A 14800-nucleotide genomic window follows, 5' to 3' on the forward strand; every position below is an offset into this window, starting at 1 on the left:
GCCTACTTACCGACGATCTCGTCTTCGTCGGAATCCAACGACCGAAGCACCTGACCGATTCGATCGCTCAGCTCATCGAGCGCCTTCTGCATGGCTACGAACGCTTGGAAGGACTCAGCTTCGCTGGGAGCCATCACGGCGGTCACACACGCACCCTTGAATACCTCCGTGCGCTCACGGACAACATCATCGTGAACCCTAATATAGGTTGTGCTTATGGCTGCCTGTGTTGCTCGAAAGCCTTCGTTCACGTCCTCTGTCAGTTTAATCGCGCCCCACGTGCCGGTCGCGCGGGCACCCATCACCTGTTGGTAGTGAGAGGACCCGCAAAAGCGAGCCAGCTTTGATATTTGGTCCAGAAGGTCGACTAGCGCTTCTCGTTGAAAATCTATGCGACGAAGGCCGATTGCTTCGCGGCGGTTGAACTCCCTTGCCTCTCGTTCGCGCTTTCCCTGCCGACGATCCTTTAAGGCATCTGCGGCCATGGCAAAAATGAAGCCCAGAGCTAGCGTAAGCGCCGGAAACCAAGTGTTGACCGGGACATTTTCCATTGCCTGAACCTCCTACCCGAACTGCCGCTCGAACCGCCCCAGCGCCGCAGGGTGCAGCCGCACCACCACATGCGTCCGGCCCTCGTCGTCCGTCTCGCGGCCGGTGACGCGGCCGTTCTCGTACAGCCAGGCCAGCGCCTCGCCCTGTGACGGATCCAGCACCAGTTCCGTCTCCGGATCGTCGTCGATCAGACCGGCGATGGTCTCGCGCAGGGTCTCGATCCCCTCCCCGGTCCAGGCCGAGACCGCGACCGCCTTGCCGTCGCGGGACAGTCGCTCGGCCTGACCCAGCACGGCCTCGCGGACGTCGTCGGCCAGCAGGTCGGTCTTGTTCCAGACCTCAAGGATGCGGCGCGTCTTGCCCTCCGGCGTCTCGATCTGTTTCAGCACCGCCTCCACGTCCTTCGCCTGGGCCCCGCTGTCGGGTGAGGCGATGTCGCGGACGTGCAGGATCAGGTCGGCCTCGCCCACCTCCTCCAGCGTCGCCCGGAAGCTCTCGACCAGTTCGTGCGGCAGGTCGGAGATGAAGCCGACGGTGTCGGCCACGATCGCCGGCCGGCCCTGCGGCAGGCGGATGGTGCGCTGGGTGGTGTCGAGGGTGGCGAACAGCAGGTCCTTCGCCACGACGTCCGAGCCGGTCAGCCGGTTGAAAAGCGTCGACTTGCCGGCGTTGGTATAGCCGACCAGGGCCACCGACGGGAACGGGACCTTCTGGCGCTGTTTGCGGTGCAGGCCGCGCGTGCGGCGCACCTCCTCAAGCTCGCCCTTCAGCTTGACGATCCGGTCGGCGATCATGCGCCGGTCCAGTTCGATCTGGGTCTCGCCGGGGCCGCCCATCGTTCCCGAACCGCCGCGCTGACGCTCCAGGTGGGTCCAGGTCCGGACCAGCCGCGACTTCTCATAGTCCAGCCGCGCGAGCTCGACCTGCAGCCGGCCTTCCTTGGTCCGCGCGCGACGGCCGAAGATTTCCAGGATCAGGCCGGTGCGGTCGATGACCTTGCAGTCCCAGGCCTTCTCCAGATTGCGCTGCTGCACCGGGGACAGGTCGTCGTCGACGACCACGGCCTCGGCCTCGGCCGCGCGCACCAGGGCGGCCAGCTCCTCGACCTTGCCGGTCCCGAACAGGGTGGCGGGCGTCGGCTTGCGGATGCGCACGATCTCCTCGGCGCGCACGTCGAGGTCCAGCGCCCGGGCGAGGCCGACGGCCTCTTCCAGACGCTCCACGGACTGGCGCGAGCTTTCGTTCGCGCCGGCGCCCGATCGTTCAGGGTGGATGACGACGGCCCGGATCAGCGGGACGGCGTGGTCGATGTGTCTGGACGTCAAGTTTGTTGTGCTGCTTTCAAAGGCGTCATCCTCGGGCTTGACCCGAGGATCGGATGTTGTGGTGCTGATCGACAGATAGGAAGTCGCCGGCCCTCGGGCCATCCCTGACGGACAGACGCACCACGCCCGACCCTCGGGTCAAGCCCGAGGGTGACGGCCAGAAAAGGCGCGCTCAGTCCTCGTCGGCTTCCGGCTCGTACAGCTGCACGGGCGCGGACGGCATGATGGTCGAGATGGCGTGTTTGTAGACCAGCTGCGACTGGCCATCGCGGCGCAGCAGCACACAGAAGTTGTCGAACCAGGTCACGATGCCCTGCAGCTTGACCCCGTTGACCAGGAATATGGTCAGCGGCGTCTTGGTCTTGCGGACGCTGTTGAGGAAGGTGTCCTGAAGGTTCTTGGACTTGTCTTGCGACATGGCAGGTTCAGCCTGTTCTTGCTTGTTCTCCGGCCGAGGGGGAGCGGCGCGGGGCTGGATCGGATGTCCGGCCCCTCACCTTAGACGCCGCCCCTGCGGGGCCGCAACGCCTAGATCGCGTCGCGGATCGCCTGATCCAGATACAGGGTCCGCAGCCGGGTCGCGATCGGGCCCGGCTTGCCATTGCCGATCTTCGTCCCGTCGATCGACACGGCCGGCATGACGAAGCCGCTGGCGGAGGTATAGAAGGCCTCCTTCGCACGCTTGGCCTCGTCGACGCTGAAGGCCCGTTCCTCGAATTCCAGCCCCTCTTCCGCGATCAGCTTGAGCACCGCCGCGCGGGTGATGCCGCGCAGGATGTTGGACTGGGCGTCCCGCGTTCTCAGCTTGCCGTTCTCGTCGACGATCCAGGCGTTGGTGGACGAGCCCTCGGTGACCAGACCCATCTCATCGACCATCCATGCCTCGGCCGCGCCCTTCTCCTTCGCCGCCTGCTTGGCCAGGACGTTGGGAAGCAGGCCGACGGTCTTGATGTCGCAGCGGCCCCAGCGGATGTCGGGATGGGTGACCACGGCCACCCCCTTCTTCGCCGCCGCATTGCCTTTCGACAGCGGCAACGAGCGGGCGGTGACGACCACGCTGGGCGCCGTGCCCTCGGGCGGGAACGGATGGTCGCGGCGCGCCGTGCCGCGTGTCACCTGCAGATAGACCAGCCCCTCGCGCACCCGGTTGCGGCGCACCGTCTCGTTCAGCACCCGGGCCAGAGCTTCACGCGTCATCGGGATCGGAATGCGTAGTTCATTCAGGCTGCGGTGCAGGCGGGTCATATGGCCGTCGAAATCGGCCATACGGCCGTCGAACACCGACCAGACCTCGTAGACGCCGTCGGCGAACTGGAAGCCGCGATCCTCGACATGGATCACGGCCTGGCCGTGCGGCTGGTACTGGCCGTTGACGTAGGCGACGCGGCTCATTCCTCGATGACCTCTTCGATGTCTTCCTCGCCGCCCCGCGACGGCGATACGCCCAGCGACTTGAGTTTTCTGTGCAGGGCCGACCGTTCCATGCCGATGAAGGCCGCCGTGCGCGAGATGTTTCCGCCGAACCGCATGATCTGCGCCGCCAGATATTCGCGCTCGAACACTTCGCGCGCCTCCCGCAGCGGCAGGGCGATGATGCGTTCACCGCCGAGGGTGCCGGTGGAATTGGCGTTGGTCGCCTCCTGCGGCAGCATGTCGGCGCTGATCGGTTCGTTGATGTCGCCCGTGGCCAGGATCAGCAGCCGCTCGACGTTGTTGCGCAGCTGGCGGACATTGCCCGGCCAGGGATGGACCTGCAGCACGGCGATGGCGTCGTCGCCCAGCCGCCGCCGGGGCAGCCCCTGCGACGACGACAGGGTGTCGATGAAATAGTCGATCAGCTCCTGGATGTCCTCGCGCCGCTCGGACAGGGCCGGCACCCGGATGGGCACCACGTTCAGCCGGTGGAACAGGTCCTCGCGGAACCGGCCCTCGGCGATCTCCTGCTTCAGGTCGCGCGAGGTCGAGGTGACCACGCGGATGTCGACCTGCACGTCCTGTTCGCCGCCGACGCGGCGAAAACGCTGCTCGACCAGGACGCGCAGCACCCGGCTCTGGCTCTCGCGCGGCATGTCGCCGACGTCGTCGAGATACAGGGTGCCGTTATGGGCCCGTTCGAACACGCCGATCTTGCGCGGACGGCCGTCGACGCCCTCTTCGCCGAACAGTTCAAGGTCCAGCCGCTCGGGAGTCATGCCCGCGGCGGCGATGGCCACGAACTCGCCCCTGGCCCGCGCGCTGGCTTCGTGGATCTGGCGCGCGACCAGTTCCTTGCCCGAGCCCGGCGGGCCCGAAATCAGAACCCGGCTGTTGGCCGGCGCCACCTTGGCGATGGTGCTGCGCAGGGCCTGGGCCGCGGCCGACCGGCCAATGAAGCCCGTGGGCGCCGCCACCTGGGCGCGCAGCCTGCGGTTCTCCCGCTTCAGCGAAGTGGCCTCCAGCGCGCGCTGCACCACGACCACCAGCCGGTCGGACTTGAACGGCTTTTCGATGAAGTCATAGGCGCCGCGTTGCAGCGCCGTGACCGCCGTCTCGATATTGCCGTGGCCCGAGATCATGACCACCGGCAGGTCGGGATCCAGCTCCTTGATGACGTCCAGCAGCTCGAGCCCGTCCAGACCGCCGCCCTGCATCCAGATGTCCAGCAGCGCCAGCGACGGCTTGCGCGCCCGGATCGCGGCCAGGGCCTCGTCCGAGTTCGAGGCCACGCGCACGGCGTGGCCCTCGTCCTCGAGCAGGCCCGAGACCAGTTCGCGGATGTCGGCCTCGTCGTCGACGACCAGAATATCGGCTCCCGTGGATCGCATATCGCCTCGCTATTCGGCGGCCGGAATGGCGGGGGATCGGGACGCCTTCGCGTCCTTCGCCCCGGCCGCGCCGGTCGATTTGGGTTGGGATTTGAGGGGGAAGATCAGGCACACGCGGGCGCCCGAAAGGGTTTCCGCATCGGCCAGCTTCAGCTCGCCGCCGTGCTCCTCGCAGATGCGCTTGACGATCGCCAGGCCCAGGCCGGTGCCCTTCTCGCGGGTCGTCACATAGGGTTCGGTCAGCCGGTCGCGGTCCTTGGCGGGCAGGCCCATGCCGTCGTCCTCGATGACGAAGGTCGCGGTGTCGTCCTCGACCGTCAGCCGCGCTGAAATGCCGGGACCCTTGTCGTCGGTCTCGCGCGGCGCGATCGCGCGGCGCGCCGCCACGGCCTCTCCGGCGTTCTTGAGGATGTTGGTCAGGGCTTGGCCGATCATGGGGCGATCGGCGTGCAGCACCGCCTTGGGCAGGGGCTCCAGCAGCTCGACGCCGATGTCGGCCGCCGCCACGCGCTGGGCGAAGACCGCCTCGCGCAGCAGTTCGGCCGGATCGGCGGCGGTGAAGCGCGGCGCCGGCATGCGGGCGAAGGCCGAGAACTCGTCCACCATCCGTCCGATGTCGCCGACCTGGCGGATGATGGTCTCGGTGCAGCGATCGAACACCTCGACATCGTCCACCACCTGGCTGCGATAGCGCCGCCGCAGCCGCTCGGCCGACAGCTGGATCGGCGTCAGGGGGTTCTTGATCTCATGCGCGATCCGCCGCGCCACGTCGCGCCAGGCGGCGTTCCGCTGGGCGGTCACAAGCCGGGTGATGTCGTCGAAGGTCAGCACCATCTCGCCGCCGACCCCGCCCTCGATACGCACGCGCAGCCGGCGGGTCTCGCCTTCCAGCGTGACGTCGATCTCTTCCTCGATATGGGCCTCGGCCCGACCCGCCAGTTCGCTGAGCTCGGGCGAGACCTCGCCCAGCGGGCGGCCAATGATGTCGGCGTCGCGGATGGCCAGAAGCTCCACGGCGCTGTCGTTGATGGCCGAGACGCGGCGCTGTCGGTCCAGGCCGATCACGCCCGCGGACACGCCGGACAGCACGGTCTCGATGAACCGGCTGCGGCCCGTCGCCTCCTCGCTGGCGGCCCTCAGCGCCGCCTGCTGCGCTTCCAGATCGCCGGTCATGCGGTTGAAGGCCGCCGACAGGGTCTTGATCTCGCCCGGACCGTCCTCGCCGTCGACCCGCGCCGTCAGGTCGCCGGCCGCGACCCGGTCGGCCGCCTCGACCAGCCGCCCGATCGGCGCCGAGATGGCGCTGGCCGCCCCCATGCCCAGCCAGATGGCGCCCACCAGCACCAGCAGGGCCGTCTCGACGTAGCTCAGGGCGAAGGCGGCCTGGATGCGTTGCCGGCTCTGCTGCGCCTCGCGATAGGCGATGATCGATTCCTCGCCGTTGCGCATCTGGGCGATCAGCCCGTCCTTGAGGGGTCTGACCAGATACAGATAGGCGTCGCCGTACTCCGGCAGAGCGATCAGGGACCGCACGGCGTCCGGGTTCTCCGTCACCTGCTGCGGCGGCTGCCCGCCCTCGGCCGCAGCTTCCAGCACGTCGCGCGGCGGCGCGACATAGGGCGGCGCGTCGGGCGCCTCGCCGCTGGCCAGGACTTCGCCCTCGGGACCGAGAACATAGATGGCCGGATAGCCGAACAGCTCGGCGATCTGGGTCAGGGCGTCGGAAAACTGGATGCGGTTCTCGAACAGCGGTCGGGCCCCGACCAGCTGGTCCGATATGACCCGCAGATCGCCGTCCATTTCGGCAGACACATCCTTTAGGTAAGCCTTGCCGATCAGGGCCCCGTTCTTGACCGCCGACTGGACATTATCGCTGAACCACTGGTCCACGCCGCGGTTGACCAGCACGCCGAACACCAGGGCGATCAGAACCGCCGGCACCAGGGCAACCAGAGAGAACAGGGTCACGAACCGCAAGTGCAGGCGCGCCCCCGCGTCGGTGCGGCGCCGGAACAGGGACAGCGCCCGCCGCCCCACCACCACGGCCAGTCCGCCGATCAGAAACAGATTGGCGCCCAGGATGACCAGCACGGCCTGGCTGGCGCTCGCCCGCGCGCCCTCGCCGCTGCTGCCCGGGGCCACTGCGACCAGCCAGATGGCGGCGATCGTGATCAGGAAGGCGAGGGTGTAGGCGACAAGGAAGACGTTGCGCCGCCGCTCCTCCGACCAGCCGGCGAACCAGCGAACCGCGCCGCGTCGCTCAGCGGCGGGTCCGGGTTCTGCGTCGGAGAGCGGCGTTTCCGTCATGTAGCGCCAGCTTCCGCCAACTGTGGCTGAATATCAACAACCGAGTTGCCGGAATGCGTCACCGGTCGCCAGAGCGCGGCCAGGTCGCGCTCGACGGATTCGGGAGTCTCCAGCCTGCAGAGGCGGGATTTCGCGGCCCGCCGCTCGGCCGCACTCTCGGGCCAGGGCGCCTGTTCGACGTACCAGCCCAGATGTTTGCGGAACATCTTCAGCCCCAGCGGCAGGCCGTAGAAGGCGACCGAAGCCCTCAGGTGTTCGATCACGATGTCCAGCCGCTCTTCCCGCTCCGGCTCCAGCAGCACCGTCCCGTCGGCCAGCGCCCGCTCCATGTGCGCCGCCAGCCAGGGGCGTCCGTACACGCCGCGGCCCAGCATCAGGGCGTCAGCGCCCGACTGCCGCAGCGCCTCGCGCGCATCGTCGGCGGTCACGATGTCGCCGTTGACGATGACGGGGATGCTTACAGCGGCCTTGACCTCGCCCACCGCCATCCAGTCCGCCTGGCCCGTATAGAACTGCGCCCGGGTTCTTCCGTGGACGGTGACGGCCCGGACGCCGATCTCCTCGGCCCGCTTCGCCAACAGAGGGGCGTTGCGATGCGCGTCGTCCCAGCCCAGGCGCATCTTGACCGTGACCGGCCGGCTGGTCGCCTCGACCGCCGCCTGCATCAGCCGGCAGGCGAGGTCGGGGGTGCGCATCAGGGCCGAGCCGCAGGCCGAGCCCGTGACCTCCTTGGCCGGGCAACCGAAATTCAGATCGATGATGTCGGCGCCGGCCGCCTCGGCCATGCGCGCGCCCTCGGCCATGGTCGCCGGGTCGCGGCCCACCAGCTGGATCACGGTCAGGGGCAGGCCCTCGCCCACGGCCGCGCGCCGCACCACGTCCGGACGGCCCCGCGCCAGTTCGGCCGAAGCCACCATCTCGGTCGCGACATAGGCCGCGCCCAGCCGCGAGGCCAGCCGCCGGAACGGAAGGTCGGTGATCCCGGTCATGGGCGCGGTCAGCACCCGTCCGGGCACCCACACGTCGCCGATCTGTATCCCTGCAGCCATCGGACCCTTTCCGCGCCGTCGCGGCCCCTCGTCAAGCGCAACCGCGGCGATTAGAAGGCCGGGGATGACGCATCCCGCTCCGGTCCCGGCCGCGCCCGCCTTCGCCGCCATCGTGGTCGCCGCCGGCTCCGGCTCCCGCGCCGGAGGGGCCAAGCAGTGGCGGTTGCTGGCCGGCAAGCCGGTCGTCCGCTGGTCGGTCGAGGCCCTGCTGAAGGCCGGCGCCCAGGATCTGGTGGTCGTGGTCTCCGCTGGCGCGGAAGCCGAGGCGCAGACCGCCCTCGCCGGTCTTTCGGGCTGGCGGCTGGCCACGGGCGGCGACACCCGCGCAGCTTCGGTCCGAAGCGGCCTGCAGGCCCTCGGCGGCCCCGGCGACCGTCCCGTCCTGATCCACGACGCCGCCCGGCCGCTGCTCGGCGCCGACGTCATCCATCGCCTCATCGACTCTCTCGACCATGCCGACGGCGCCCTGCCCGCCCTGCCCGTCGCCGACAGCCTGCGCCGCGCGGCGGGCGGACTTGTCGCAGGCGCGGTCGAGCGCGACGGCCTGTGGCGCGCCCAGACTCCGCAAGCCTTCCGCTATCAGGCCATCGTCGACGCCTGTGCCGCCTGGCCCGACGCCGAACCCGCCACCGACGAGGCCGCCGTGCTGGAGCGCGCCGGCGGCCGCGTCCGCATCGTCGAGGGCGACGCGCGGCTGATGAAACTGACCTTCCCCGAGGATTTCGCCATGGCCGAAGCGCTCATTCCCCGCCAGATCCGGGTGGGTCAGGGCTTCGACGCCCACCGCTGGGGGCCCGGGACCTCGGTCTGGCTGTGCGGCGTGGAAATCCCCCACGACCAGACGCTGATCGGCCATTCCGACGCCGACGCCGGACTGCACGCCCTGACCGACGCCATCCTCGGGGCCATGGGCGACGGCGACATCGGCGACCATTTCCCGCCCACCGATCCGCAATGGAAGGGCGCCGCTTCGGACCGCTTCCTGGTCCACGCCGTGGAACGGCTGACCGCGCGGGGCGGCCGGCTCGTCAACGTCGATGTGACCCTGATCTGCGAACGGCCCAAGGTGAAGCCGCACCGTCAGGCCATGCGCGAGCGCCTCGCCGGCATCCTGTCGCTTCCGCTCGATGCGGTCAGCGTCAAGGCCACCACGACCGAGGCCATGGGTTTCACCGGCCGGGGCGAAGGCCTGGCCGCCCAGGCCCTGGCGACGATCGAGCTGCCCGCCTAGAGCGGCCGTTCCGCCGGCGGGAACATGCTCCGCCACAGCGAGCCGAACAGGTTGACGTAGTCGTCCGTCCATGGCCGGACCGTCGTCGGCAGAGGCTGCTTCCAGCGCGCATCGGCGCGGAAGTCCGCCAGTCCCTCGGGCGTCGGCGACAGGATCAGGGCCTCGGTCGAGGCCTCGGCCATCTCCGGGGTCGCATCCCCCTCATAGTAGATCTGGTGCAGGCTCGGCCTGCCCAGGGCCTGGGCGGCCGCGACGGCCGGAAGGGTGATGTCGAGGTTGCGGTTCGACAGATGCAGCACCACCACGCCGTCCGGCTTGAGCAGCTTGAGATAGCCGGCGATGGCCTCGGCCGTCAGCAGGTGGGTCGGCACGGCGTCGGACGAGAAGGCGTCGATGATCAGCAGGTCGTACGATCCCGCCGGCTGCTTCGCCAGGGTCAGGCGCGCGTCCCCCAGAACGGTGTCGATCGGTCCCGCGGCGCAGTGCGAGATGTAGGTAAACCAGGCCGGGTCCCGCGACAGCCGGTCGACCATCGGATCGATCTCGAAGAAGGTCATCGAATCCTCGGCCCGACGGTAGGTCGCCATGGCGCCCGAGCCCTGGCCGACGACGCCGATCCGGGCCGGACCCCGCCGTTCGACCATCTCGGCCGCCTGACCGATGGGGGTGGCGGGGGCGTAGTACAGCGTCGGCACGCAGTCGAAGCGCGGATCCCGCGCCTGGGCCCCGTGCAGGGTCGTGCCGTGCATCAGCACATGAACGTCGCCGCCCAGCCGCGGATCGGGCGAATTGGCCACGCGCATGACGCCGAAGAAGCTGCGCCCCGACCAGCTCCAGTCATAGCCGCGCGCGATCCACTGCGACGACAGGGTGATCATCAGCAGGATGGCGGTGAAGGCCAGCGCCCGGTCGCGCAGGAGGAAGGCGCAGATGGCCGCCGGCAACAGGATGATCATGGCCAGCTGGCCCATCTGGAACGGCGAGGTGGCGTAGAAGGCCGCCCGCGCCCCGTCGTTGCTGTTCAGCCACAGCGACAGCAGCACGGGCGAGGCCGCCACGACGGCGGCGGCCAGGAGGATGCCCGTTTGGGTCGCGTTCAGCGGCCCCCTGCCCCACGGCCGGGCCAGGCCGACCAGCACCAGGACCAGCGGATACTCCCAGACCATGTTGAAGATGACCGGCGCGACCAGGGCGGTGAAGGCGCCGCCGACCACGCCGCCCAGCGACATCAGCAGATAGAATTCCGTCAGCCGGTCCGGCGCCGGCCGCCGCGCCGCCAGCAGCTGGTGGCACATCAGGGCGGCGAAGAAGAAGGCGATCAGGTGGATGGCGAAGGCCATGCTCCAGTTCGACGAGCGGAAGGCCACGGTCAGCACGCAGACCGCCCCGATCGCCGCCTGCACCGGCAGGGTCGTCGTCAACGGGATCCACGGCCTGTTCTGGAAGGCGATGACGAAGGTCAGCAGATACAGGGCCAGCGGCGCCACCCACAGGAAGGGCGCCGAGGCCACGTCCGTCGACAGGTGCGAGGTCACCCCCAGCATCAGGCTGGACGGCGCGGCGGCCAGCAGCACCAGAACGACCTTCTCGCGCAGCGTCATGGGCGGACTGGCCGCCAGCCGGGCGGGCTCGGCCGTGCGGTCCAGCCGGCGGCGCCAGACCACGAGGGCGAGGGCGACGATCATCAGCATGAAGGCGGCGTAGCCGCCGCTCCAGCCCCACCGCTGGCCCGAAAGGGTCGCAAGCGGCTCGATCAGGGCCGGATAGGACAGCAGCGCCAGGAAGCTGCCGAGGTTCGAGGCGGCGTACAGCACATAGGGATTTTTCCCGTCGGCGTAGCCGGCGCGCACCCGCGCGTACCAGGCCTGCAGCAGCGGAGCCGTCGCCGACAGGACGGCGAACGGCGCGCCCACCGACAGGGCCAGGGTCGCCAGCAGCCAGCCGACGGGCGCCGATGGGTCGGGGTCTCCCAGCCAGCCGTTGACTCGCAGCGGCAGAAACAGCCCGGCCAGCACCAGCAGGCCCAGATGGATCGCCACCTGGGTCCTGATCGATCCGACCTTCTGCAGGACGTGGGCGTAGGCGTAGCCGGCCAGCAGGGCGGTCTGGAAGAAGACCATCGCCGTGTTCCACACCGCCGGCGATCCGCCCAGCATGGGCAGGACCAGCTTGGTCACCATCGGCTGGACCACGAACACCAGCGAGGCCGAGGTGAAGATGGCGAGGGCGAACAGCATCGGCGTCAGCCGATCGGCCGGCTTGTCCGGCGCGCCCGCCTCGATCGCCGTGTCCCCGGTGGTGTCGCTCATGCCCGCCCCGTATGCTGGCGCCGTCAGCGGGCGCCTTGCCCCACCCTGGACCGACTCGCCGCCCCTTCGGAAGGCCCCTGCCCGATGTTCCCCGATGATATTGACGCACTGGCCCGGCGGGTGGTCGAAGCGGCCATCGCGCGGAGCCTGTTGATCGCCCTGGCCGAAAGCTGCACCGGCGGCCTGGTCGCGGGCGCCCTGACCGCCATCCCCGGTTCCTCGGCGGCGGTCGAACGCGGCTTCGTGACCTACAGCAACGCCGCCAAGAGCGAGATGCTGGGCGTCCCCGCCGGCCTGATCGAGGCCCACGGCGCGGTCTCCGAACCTGTCGCCCGCGCCATGGCCGAGGGCGCCGTCCGCCGCTCGGCCGCCGCCGTCTCGGTCGCGATCACCGGGATCGCGGGCCCGGGCGGCGGCTCCGACGGGAAGCCGGTGGGCCTTGTCCACTTCGCCGCATCGGGCCCGTCCGGCCTGATCCACGCCGAGCATCGTTTCGGCGACCTCGGTCGCGAGGCCATCCGCCTCGAAGGCGTGCGCGTCGCCCTGCGCCTGCTGCTCGACCGGATCGGCGCATGATCGTCGACGCCCGCGGCCATCGCTGCCCGACCCCCAGTCTGAAGCTTCAGAAGGCGATGCGCGCGGCGCCCGCCGGCGCGCGGCTGACCCTGCTCGCGACGGACCCCATGGCCCGCATCGACGTGCCCCATCTGATGAGCGGAACGGGCGGCCGCGTCGTCTCGGTCGAGGAGGCGGAGGGCGTGCTGACTATCGTCGTCGAGACGCCCGCCGTTCCGACAGATTGACCACGCTCTCCGGCAGGGGCGCGTCCGGTTCGATCTCGGGGGCGCCGATCGAGCGGGCGGCGATCTCCATCTCGGTGGCGAAGGCGCCGCCGTAGAAGATGGCGTTGACGTTCCACGACAGCCAGATCAGCAGCACCACCACCGCGCCGACCGAGCCGTAGGTCGCGCCCAGCGGCGCGATCTGCTCGACATAGATGGCGCACAGCCATGACGAGACCGTCGACATCACCGTCGCCACCAGCCCTCCGACGATCGACGGCGCCCAGGCCACCGGCGTCCGGTGAGACATGGCGTAGCGGTAGAGCATGGTCAGGCCGATCGCGAGACCGAGGGCGGGCCACAGTCCGTCCAGCGCGATGCCGGACGGCGGCGGCGTTCCCTCCGCGATCGGGCCGGCGTGTTCCAGCAGTCGCGAGGTGACCACGGCGCCCGAGACCACGGTGAACAGCAAGAAGGCGGCCAGGGCGACGAAGAAGGCCAGCAGGTTGAACTTGAAGAAGCCGTGCGGCTCCTTCTCGTCATGGATCAGGTTCAGCCCGGCCAGCAGGGCCTTGAAACCACGATGCGCGGCGTATCCGCCGATGACCACGGCGAAGAAGCTCTGCGCGGAAACCGTCCGCGCCGAGGCATTGGCCAGCCGCTCGATCTCGGCCCGGAAGATGGCGCGCGCCGCCGCCGGCATGACGTCGGCCAGGGCCGCCGCCTGTTCGCTGACCTGGGCGATCGACAGCACGGCCTTGTAAAAGCCGATCAGGATGGCGATCGCCGGAAACACCGCCAGCAGGGCGAAGAACGACACCCCGCCGGTGTACAGCATCACGTCGCGGCCCCAGCTGCGCGTGAACGCCTTGACCGCCAGCCGGCCCCACAGCATGGGCGTGGCCCAGCGCGCAGCGGTTTCAATATCCGATTTGGCTTGCAAGCCGGTCCCCACAACCGTTGAAGCGCGCACTTCTACCGCAATTCGCGCCGGGTGAAAGCGGGCGCCAGGGATAGAGGCCGCGGACCCGTTGCTTACAGGCGCCGACGGTCGCTATGGTCCGCCGCCATGAAACCGCGCCCGGGGCTGGACGCGGTTGGAGACACCGCCCTTGGGTTCCGATCCGCGCATTCTGGTCGTCGCACCCGACGATGACCTGGTCGGTCCGCTGTGTCAGGGGCTGGACGCCCTTGGCTGGCGCACGGTCACCGCGCGTTCGCTGGCGGGCGCCGTGCAGACGCTGATCGACTGGCCGCTGGAGGCGGTGCTCCTGGACGCCCGCCTGCCCAACGCGGCCGAGGGCGTCACCGCCCTGCGCCAGACCGTGTCGCCCCGCCGCCTGCCCGTCCTCGCCATCGGCGCCGAGGCCGCGTCCTGGGAGCCGGGTTCAGCCGACATCGCCATGTCGAATCCGCCCCACGCCGCCCAGGCGGCCCTGCGTCTGGAAAACCTGATTCGCTCGGCCATCGCCGAGGAGGAGGTCAGCCTGCGCGAGGCCACCTTCGCCGCCCGCGGCCAGCCCCTGCCCCTCGTCGACGCCGACGCGACCCCGCTCCGGGTGCTGGCGGCGGGCAAGCCGGACCGGCATTTCCTCGCCCTGTCCAACGCCCTGACCGAACGGGGCTGCGAGGTCGTGGCCGCGCCGACGCCCTATACCGCCTTCGACTACCTGCACGAAAAGCCGTTTGACGCGGCCGTCCTGTGGGGGGCCGAGGACCACACTCCGGCCCTGTCGATCGCCTCTGGCATGAAGCGGAATACGCGCCTGTATCATATCCCCGCCGTGCTCTATCTGCGCGGCGCCGGCGAGATCAACCTGGCCGAGCTCTACAACCGCGGCTTCGCCGACGTCGCAGCCGCCGACACGCCGGAGGACGAGACCGCCGAGCGGATCGCCGCCCTGGCCCGCGCCCACCGTCGTCACGTCGCCATCCGCAAGGCGCTGGAAAGCGCCCGCGGCTCCGGCCTGACCGATCCCGCCACAGGCCTGTTCACGCCCCAGCTGTTCGCCAGCCACCTGGCCCGCGTCGCCGAGGGCGCCCGGCTGCGCCGCCGCCCGCTCTCCGTCGCCGTGCTGCGCGTCTCCGAAACCGAGGCGGTCGTCGAGGCCCGCAAGGGCGGCTGGCTGGATCGGGCCCTGCCCCAGATCGGAGCCATGGTCTCGCGCCTGATCCGCACCGAGGACACGGCGGCGCGGCTGTCGCCCGACGTCTTCGCCCTCGCCCTGCCCGCGACGCACGGACCGTCGGGACGGATCGCCGCCGACCGGATCGCCGCCGTCATCGGCTGCACCGCCTTTGACGCCGGTCCCGATCGTTCCCCGTTCGTGGTCGAGTTCGAGGTCGGGGTGGCCGAAATCGCGCCGGGAGAATCCCCCGCCGCCGTGCTGGAGCGCGCCTCCGGGGATGTCCGGTCCCAGGCCTGACGCCCATTTGACAAT

Annotated in this window: 13 protein-coding genes; 4 read left to right on the forward strand and 9 right to left on the reverse strand. The window is 69.8% G+C overall.

Translation table 11 applies throughout. The features are described from left to right. Positions 1-2 precede the first annotated feature (2 nt). From VN378_RS00200 to dusB, 7 genes are all read right to left on the reverse strand, one after another. A complete protein-coding gene (locus VN378_RS00200) occupies positions 3-551 on the reverse strand; it encodes a hypothetical protein (protein ID WP_325739813.1) in 549 nt (182 codons plus the stop codon). 12 nt (positions 552-563) lie between these two features. Further along, positions 564-1877 (reverse strand): GTPase HflX, encoded by a 1314-nt coding sequence (gene hflX, locus VN378_RS00205; protein ID WP_325739815.1) that lies wholly within the window; start codon positions 1875-1877, stop codon positions 564-566. 172 nt (positions 1878-2049) lie between these two features. Beyond that, positions 2050-2295 carry an RNA chaperone Hfq gene (gene hfq / locus VN378_RS00210; protein WP_055830158.1) on the reverse strand — a complete coding sequence of 82 codons (246 nt, stop codon included), beginning with the start codon at positions 2293-2295 and terminating at the stop codon, positions 2050-2052. A gap of 110 nt (positions 2296-2405) precedes the next feature. Then, a complete protein-coding gene (locus VN378_RS00215; RefSeq protein WP_325739818.1) occupies positions 2406-3269 on the reverse strand; it encodes a D-amino-acid transaminase in 864 nt (287 codons plus the stop codon). After that, positions 3266-4681, reverse strand: coding sequence for a sigma-54 dependent transcriptional regulator (locus VN378_RS00220; RefSeq protein ID WP_325739820.1), 1416 nt, complete (start codon positions 4679-4681; stop codon positions 3266-3268). Before VN378_RS00220 ends, VN378_RS00215 begins: the two co-directional genes overlap by 4 nt. A gap of 9 nt (positions 4682-4690) precedes the next feature. Further along, positions 4691-6988 (reverse strand): PAS domain-containing sensor histidine kinase, encoded by a 2298-nt coding sequence (locus VN378_RS00225; protein WP_325739822.1) that lies wholly within the window; start codon positions 6986-6988, stop codon positions 4691-4693. Next, positions 6985-8037 carry a tRNA dihydrouridine synthase DusB gene (dusB, locus tag VN378_RS00230; protein ID WP_325739824.1) on the reverse strand — a complete coding sequence of 351 codons (1053 nt, stop codon included), beginning with the start codon at positions 8035-8037 and terminating at the stop codon, positions 6985-6987. Before dusB ends, VN378_RS00225 begins: the two co-directional genes overlap by 4 nt. A 64-nt stretch (positions 8038-8101) precedes the next feature. On the opposite strand from dusB, the gene VN378_RS00235 reads away from it, so the two are divergent. Continuing rightward, positions 8102-9268 (forward strand): bifunctional 2-C-methyl-D-erythritol 4-phosphate cytidylyltransferase/2-C-methyl-D-erythritol 2,4-cyclodiphosphate synthase, encoded by a 1167-nt coding sequence (locus tag VN378_RS00235; RefSeq protein WP_325739825.1) that lies wholly within the window; start codon positions 8102-8104, stop codon positions 9266-9268. On the opposite strand, the gene VN378_RS00240 is transcribed toward VN378_RS00235, so the two are convergent. Then, a complete protein-coding gene (locus VN378_RS00240; RefSeq protein ID WP_325739826.1) occupies positions 9265-11577 on the reverse strand; it encodes a fused MFS/spermidine synthase in 2313 nt (770 codons plus the stop codon). The two genes, VN378_RS00235 and VN378_RS00240, sit on opposite strands and share 4 nt — an antisense overlap. A gap of 84 nt (positions 11578-11661) precedes the next feature. On the opposite strand from VN378_RS00240, the gene VN378_RS00245 reads away from it, so the two are divergent. After that, the gene (locus tag VN378_RS00245; RefSeq protein ID WP_325739827.1) at positions 11662-12153 is read left to right on the forward strand and encodes a CinA family protein; all 492 of its coding nucleotides are present in this window, start codon (positions 11662-11664) and stop codon (positions 12151-12153) included. Beyond that, the gene (locus VN378_RS00250; protein WP_325739828.1) at positions 12150-12380 is read left to right on the forward strand and encodes a sulfurtransferase TusA family protein; all 231 of its coding nucleotides are present in this window, start codon (positions 12150-12152) and stop codon (positions 12378-12380) included. The genes VN378_RS00245 and VN378_RS00250 overlap by 4 nt, the downstream gene beginning before the upstream one ends. Here VN378_RS00250 and VN378_RS00255 read toward each other — a convergent pair. Continuing rightward, a complete protein-coding gene (locus VN378_RS00255; RefSeq protein ID WP_325739830.1) occupies positions 12343-13302 on the reverse strand; it encodes a YihY/virulence factor BrkB family protein in 960 nt (319 codons plus the stop codon). The two genes, VN378_RS00250 and VN378_RS00255, sit on opposite strands and share 38 nt — an antisense overlap. A gap of 169 nt (positions 13303-13471) precedes the next feature. Between VN378_RS00255 and VN378_RS00260 the strand changes: the two genes are divergently transcribed. After that, on the forward strand, positions 13472-14785 hold the full coding sequence (locus VN378_RS00260) for a diguanylate cyclase domain-containing protein (RefSeq protein ID WP_325739831.1): 1314 nt from the start codon (positions 13472-13474) through the stop codon (positions 14783-14785). Positions 14786-14800 lie beyond the last annotated feature (15 nt).

Origin of the sequence: Brevundimonas sp. (genome assembly GCF_035561115.1) — a bacterium.
Lineage (GTDB): Bacteria > Pseudomonadota > Alphaproteobacteria > Caulobacterales > Caulobacteraceae > Brevundimonas.

Bases quoted from the DNA above. Each gene is read 5' to 3' on its own strand.
- VN378_RS00235 (WP_325739825.1), top strand. From the start codon at position 8,102: ATGACGCATCCCGCTCCGGTCCCGGCCGCGCCCGCCTTCGCCGCCATC.
- VN378_RS00220 (WP_325739820.1), bottom strand. From the start codon at position 4,681: ATGCGATCCACGGGAGCCGATATTCTGGTCGTCGACGACGAGGCCGAC.
- VN378_RS00225 (WP_325739822.1), bottom strand. From the start codon at position 6,988: ATGACGGAAACGCCGCTCTCCGACGCAGAACCCGGACCCGCCGCTGAG.
- VN378_RS00250 (WP_325739828.1), top strand. From the start codon at position 12,150: ATGATCGTCGACGCCCGCGGCCATCGCTGCCCGACCCCCAGTCTGAAG.
- VN378_RS00240 (WP_325739826.1), bottom strand. From the start codon at position 11,577: ATGAGCGACACCACCGGGGACACGGCGATCGAGGCGGGCGCGCCGGAC.
- dusB (WP_325739824.1), bottom strand. From the start codon at position 8,037: ATGGCTGCAGGGATACAGATCGGCGACGTGTGGGTGCCCGGACGGGTG.
- VN378_RS00200 (WP_325739813.1), bottom strand. From the start codon at position 551: ATGGAAAATGTCCCGGTCAACACTTGGTTTCCGGCGCTTACGCTAGCT.
- hfq (WP_055830158.1), bottom strand. From the start codon at position 2,295: ATGTCGCAAGACAAGTCCAAGAACCTTCAGGACACCTTCCTCAACAGC.
- VN378_RS00215 (WP_325739818.1), bottom strand. From the start codon at position 3,269: ATGAGCCGCGTCGCCTACGTCAACGGCCAGTACCAGCCGCACGGCCAG.
- VN378_RS00245 (WP_325739827.1), top strand. From the start codon at position 11,662: ATGTTCCCCGATGATATTGACGCACTGGCCCGGCGGGTGGTCGAAGCG.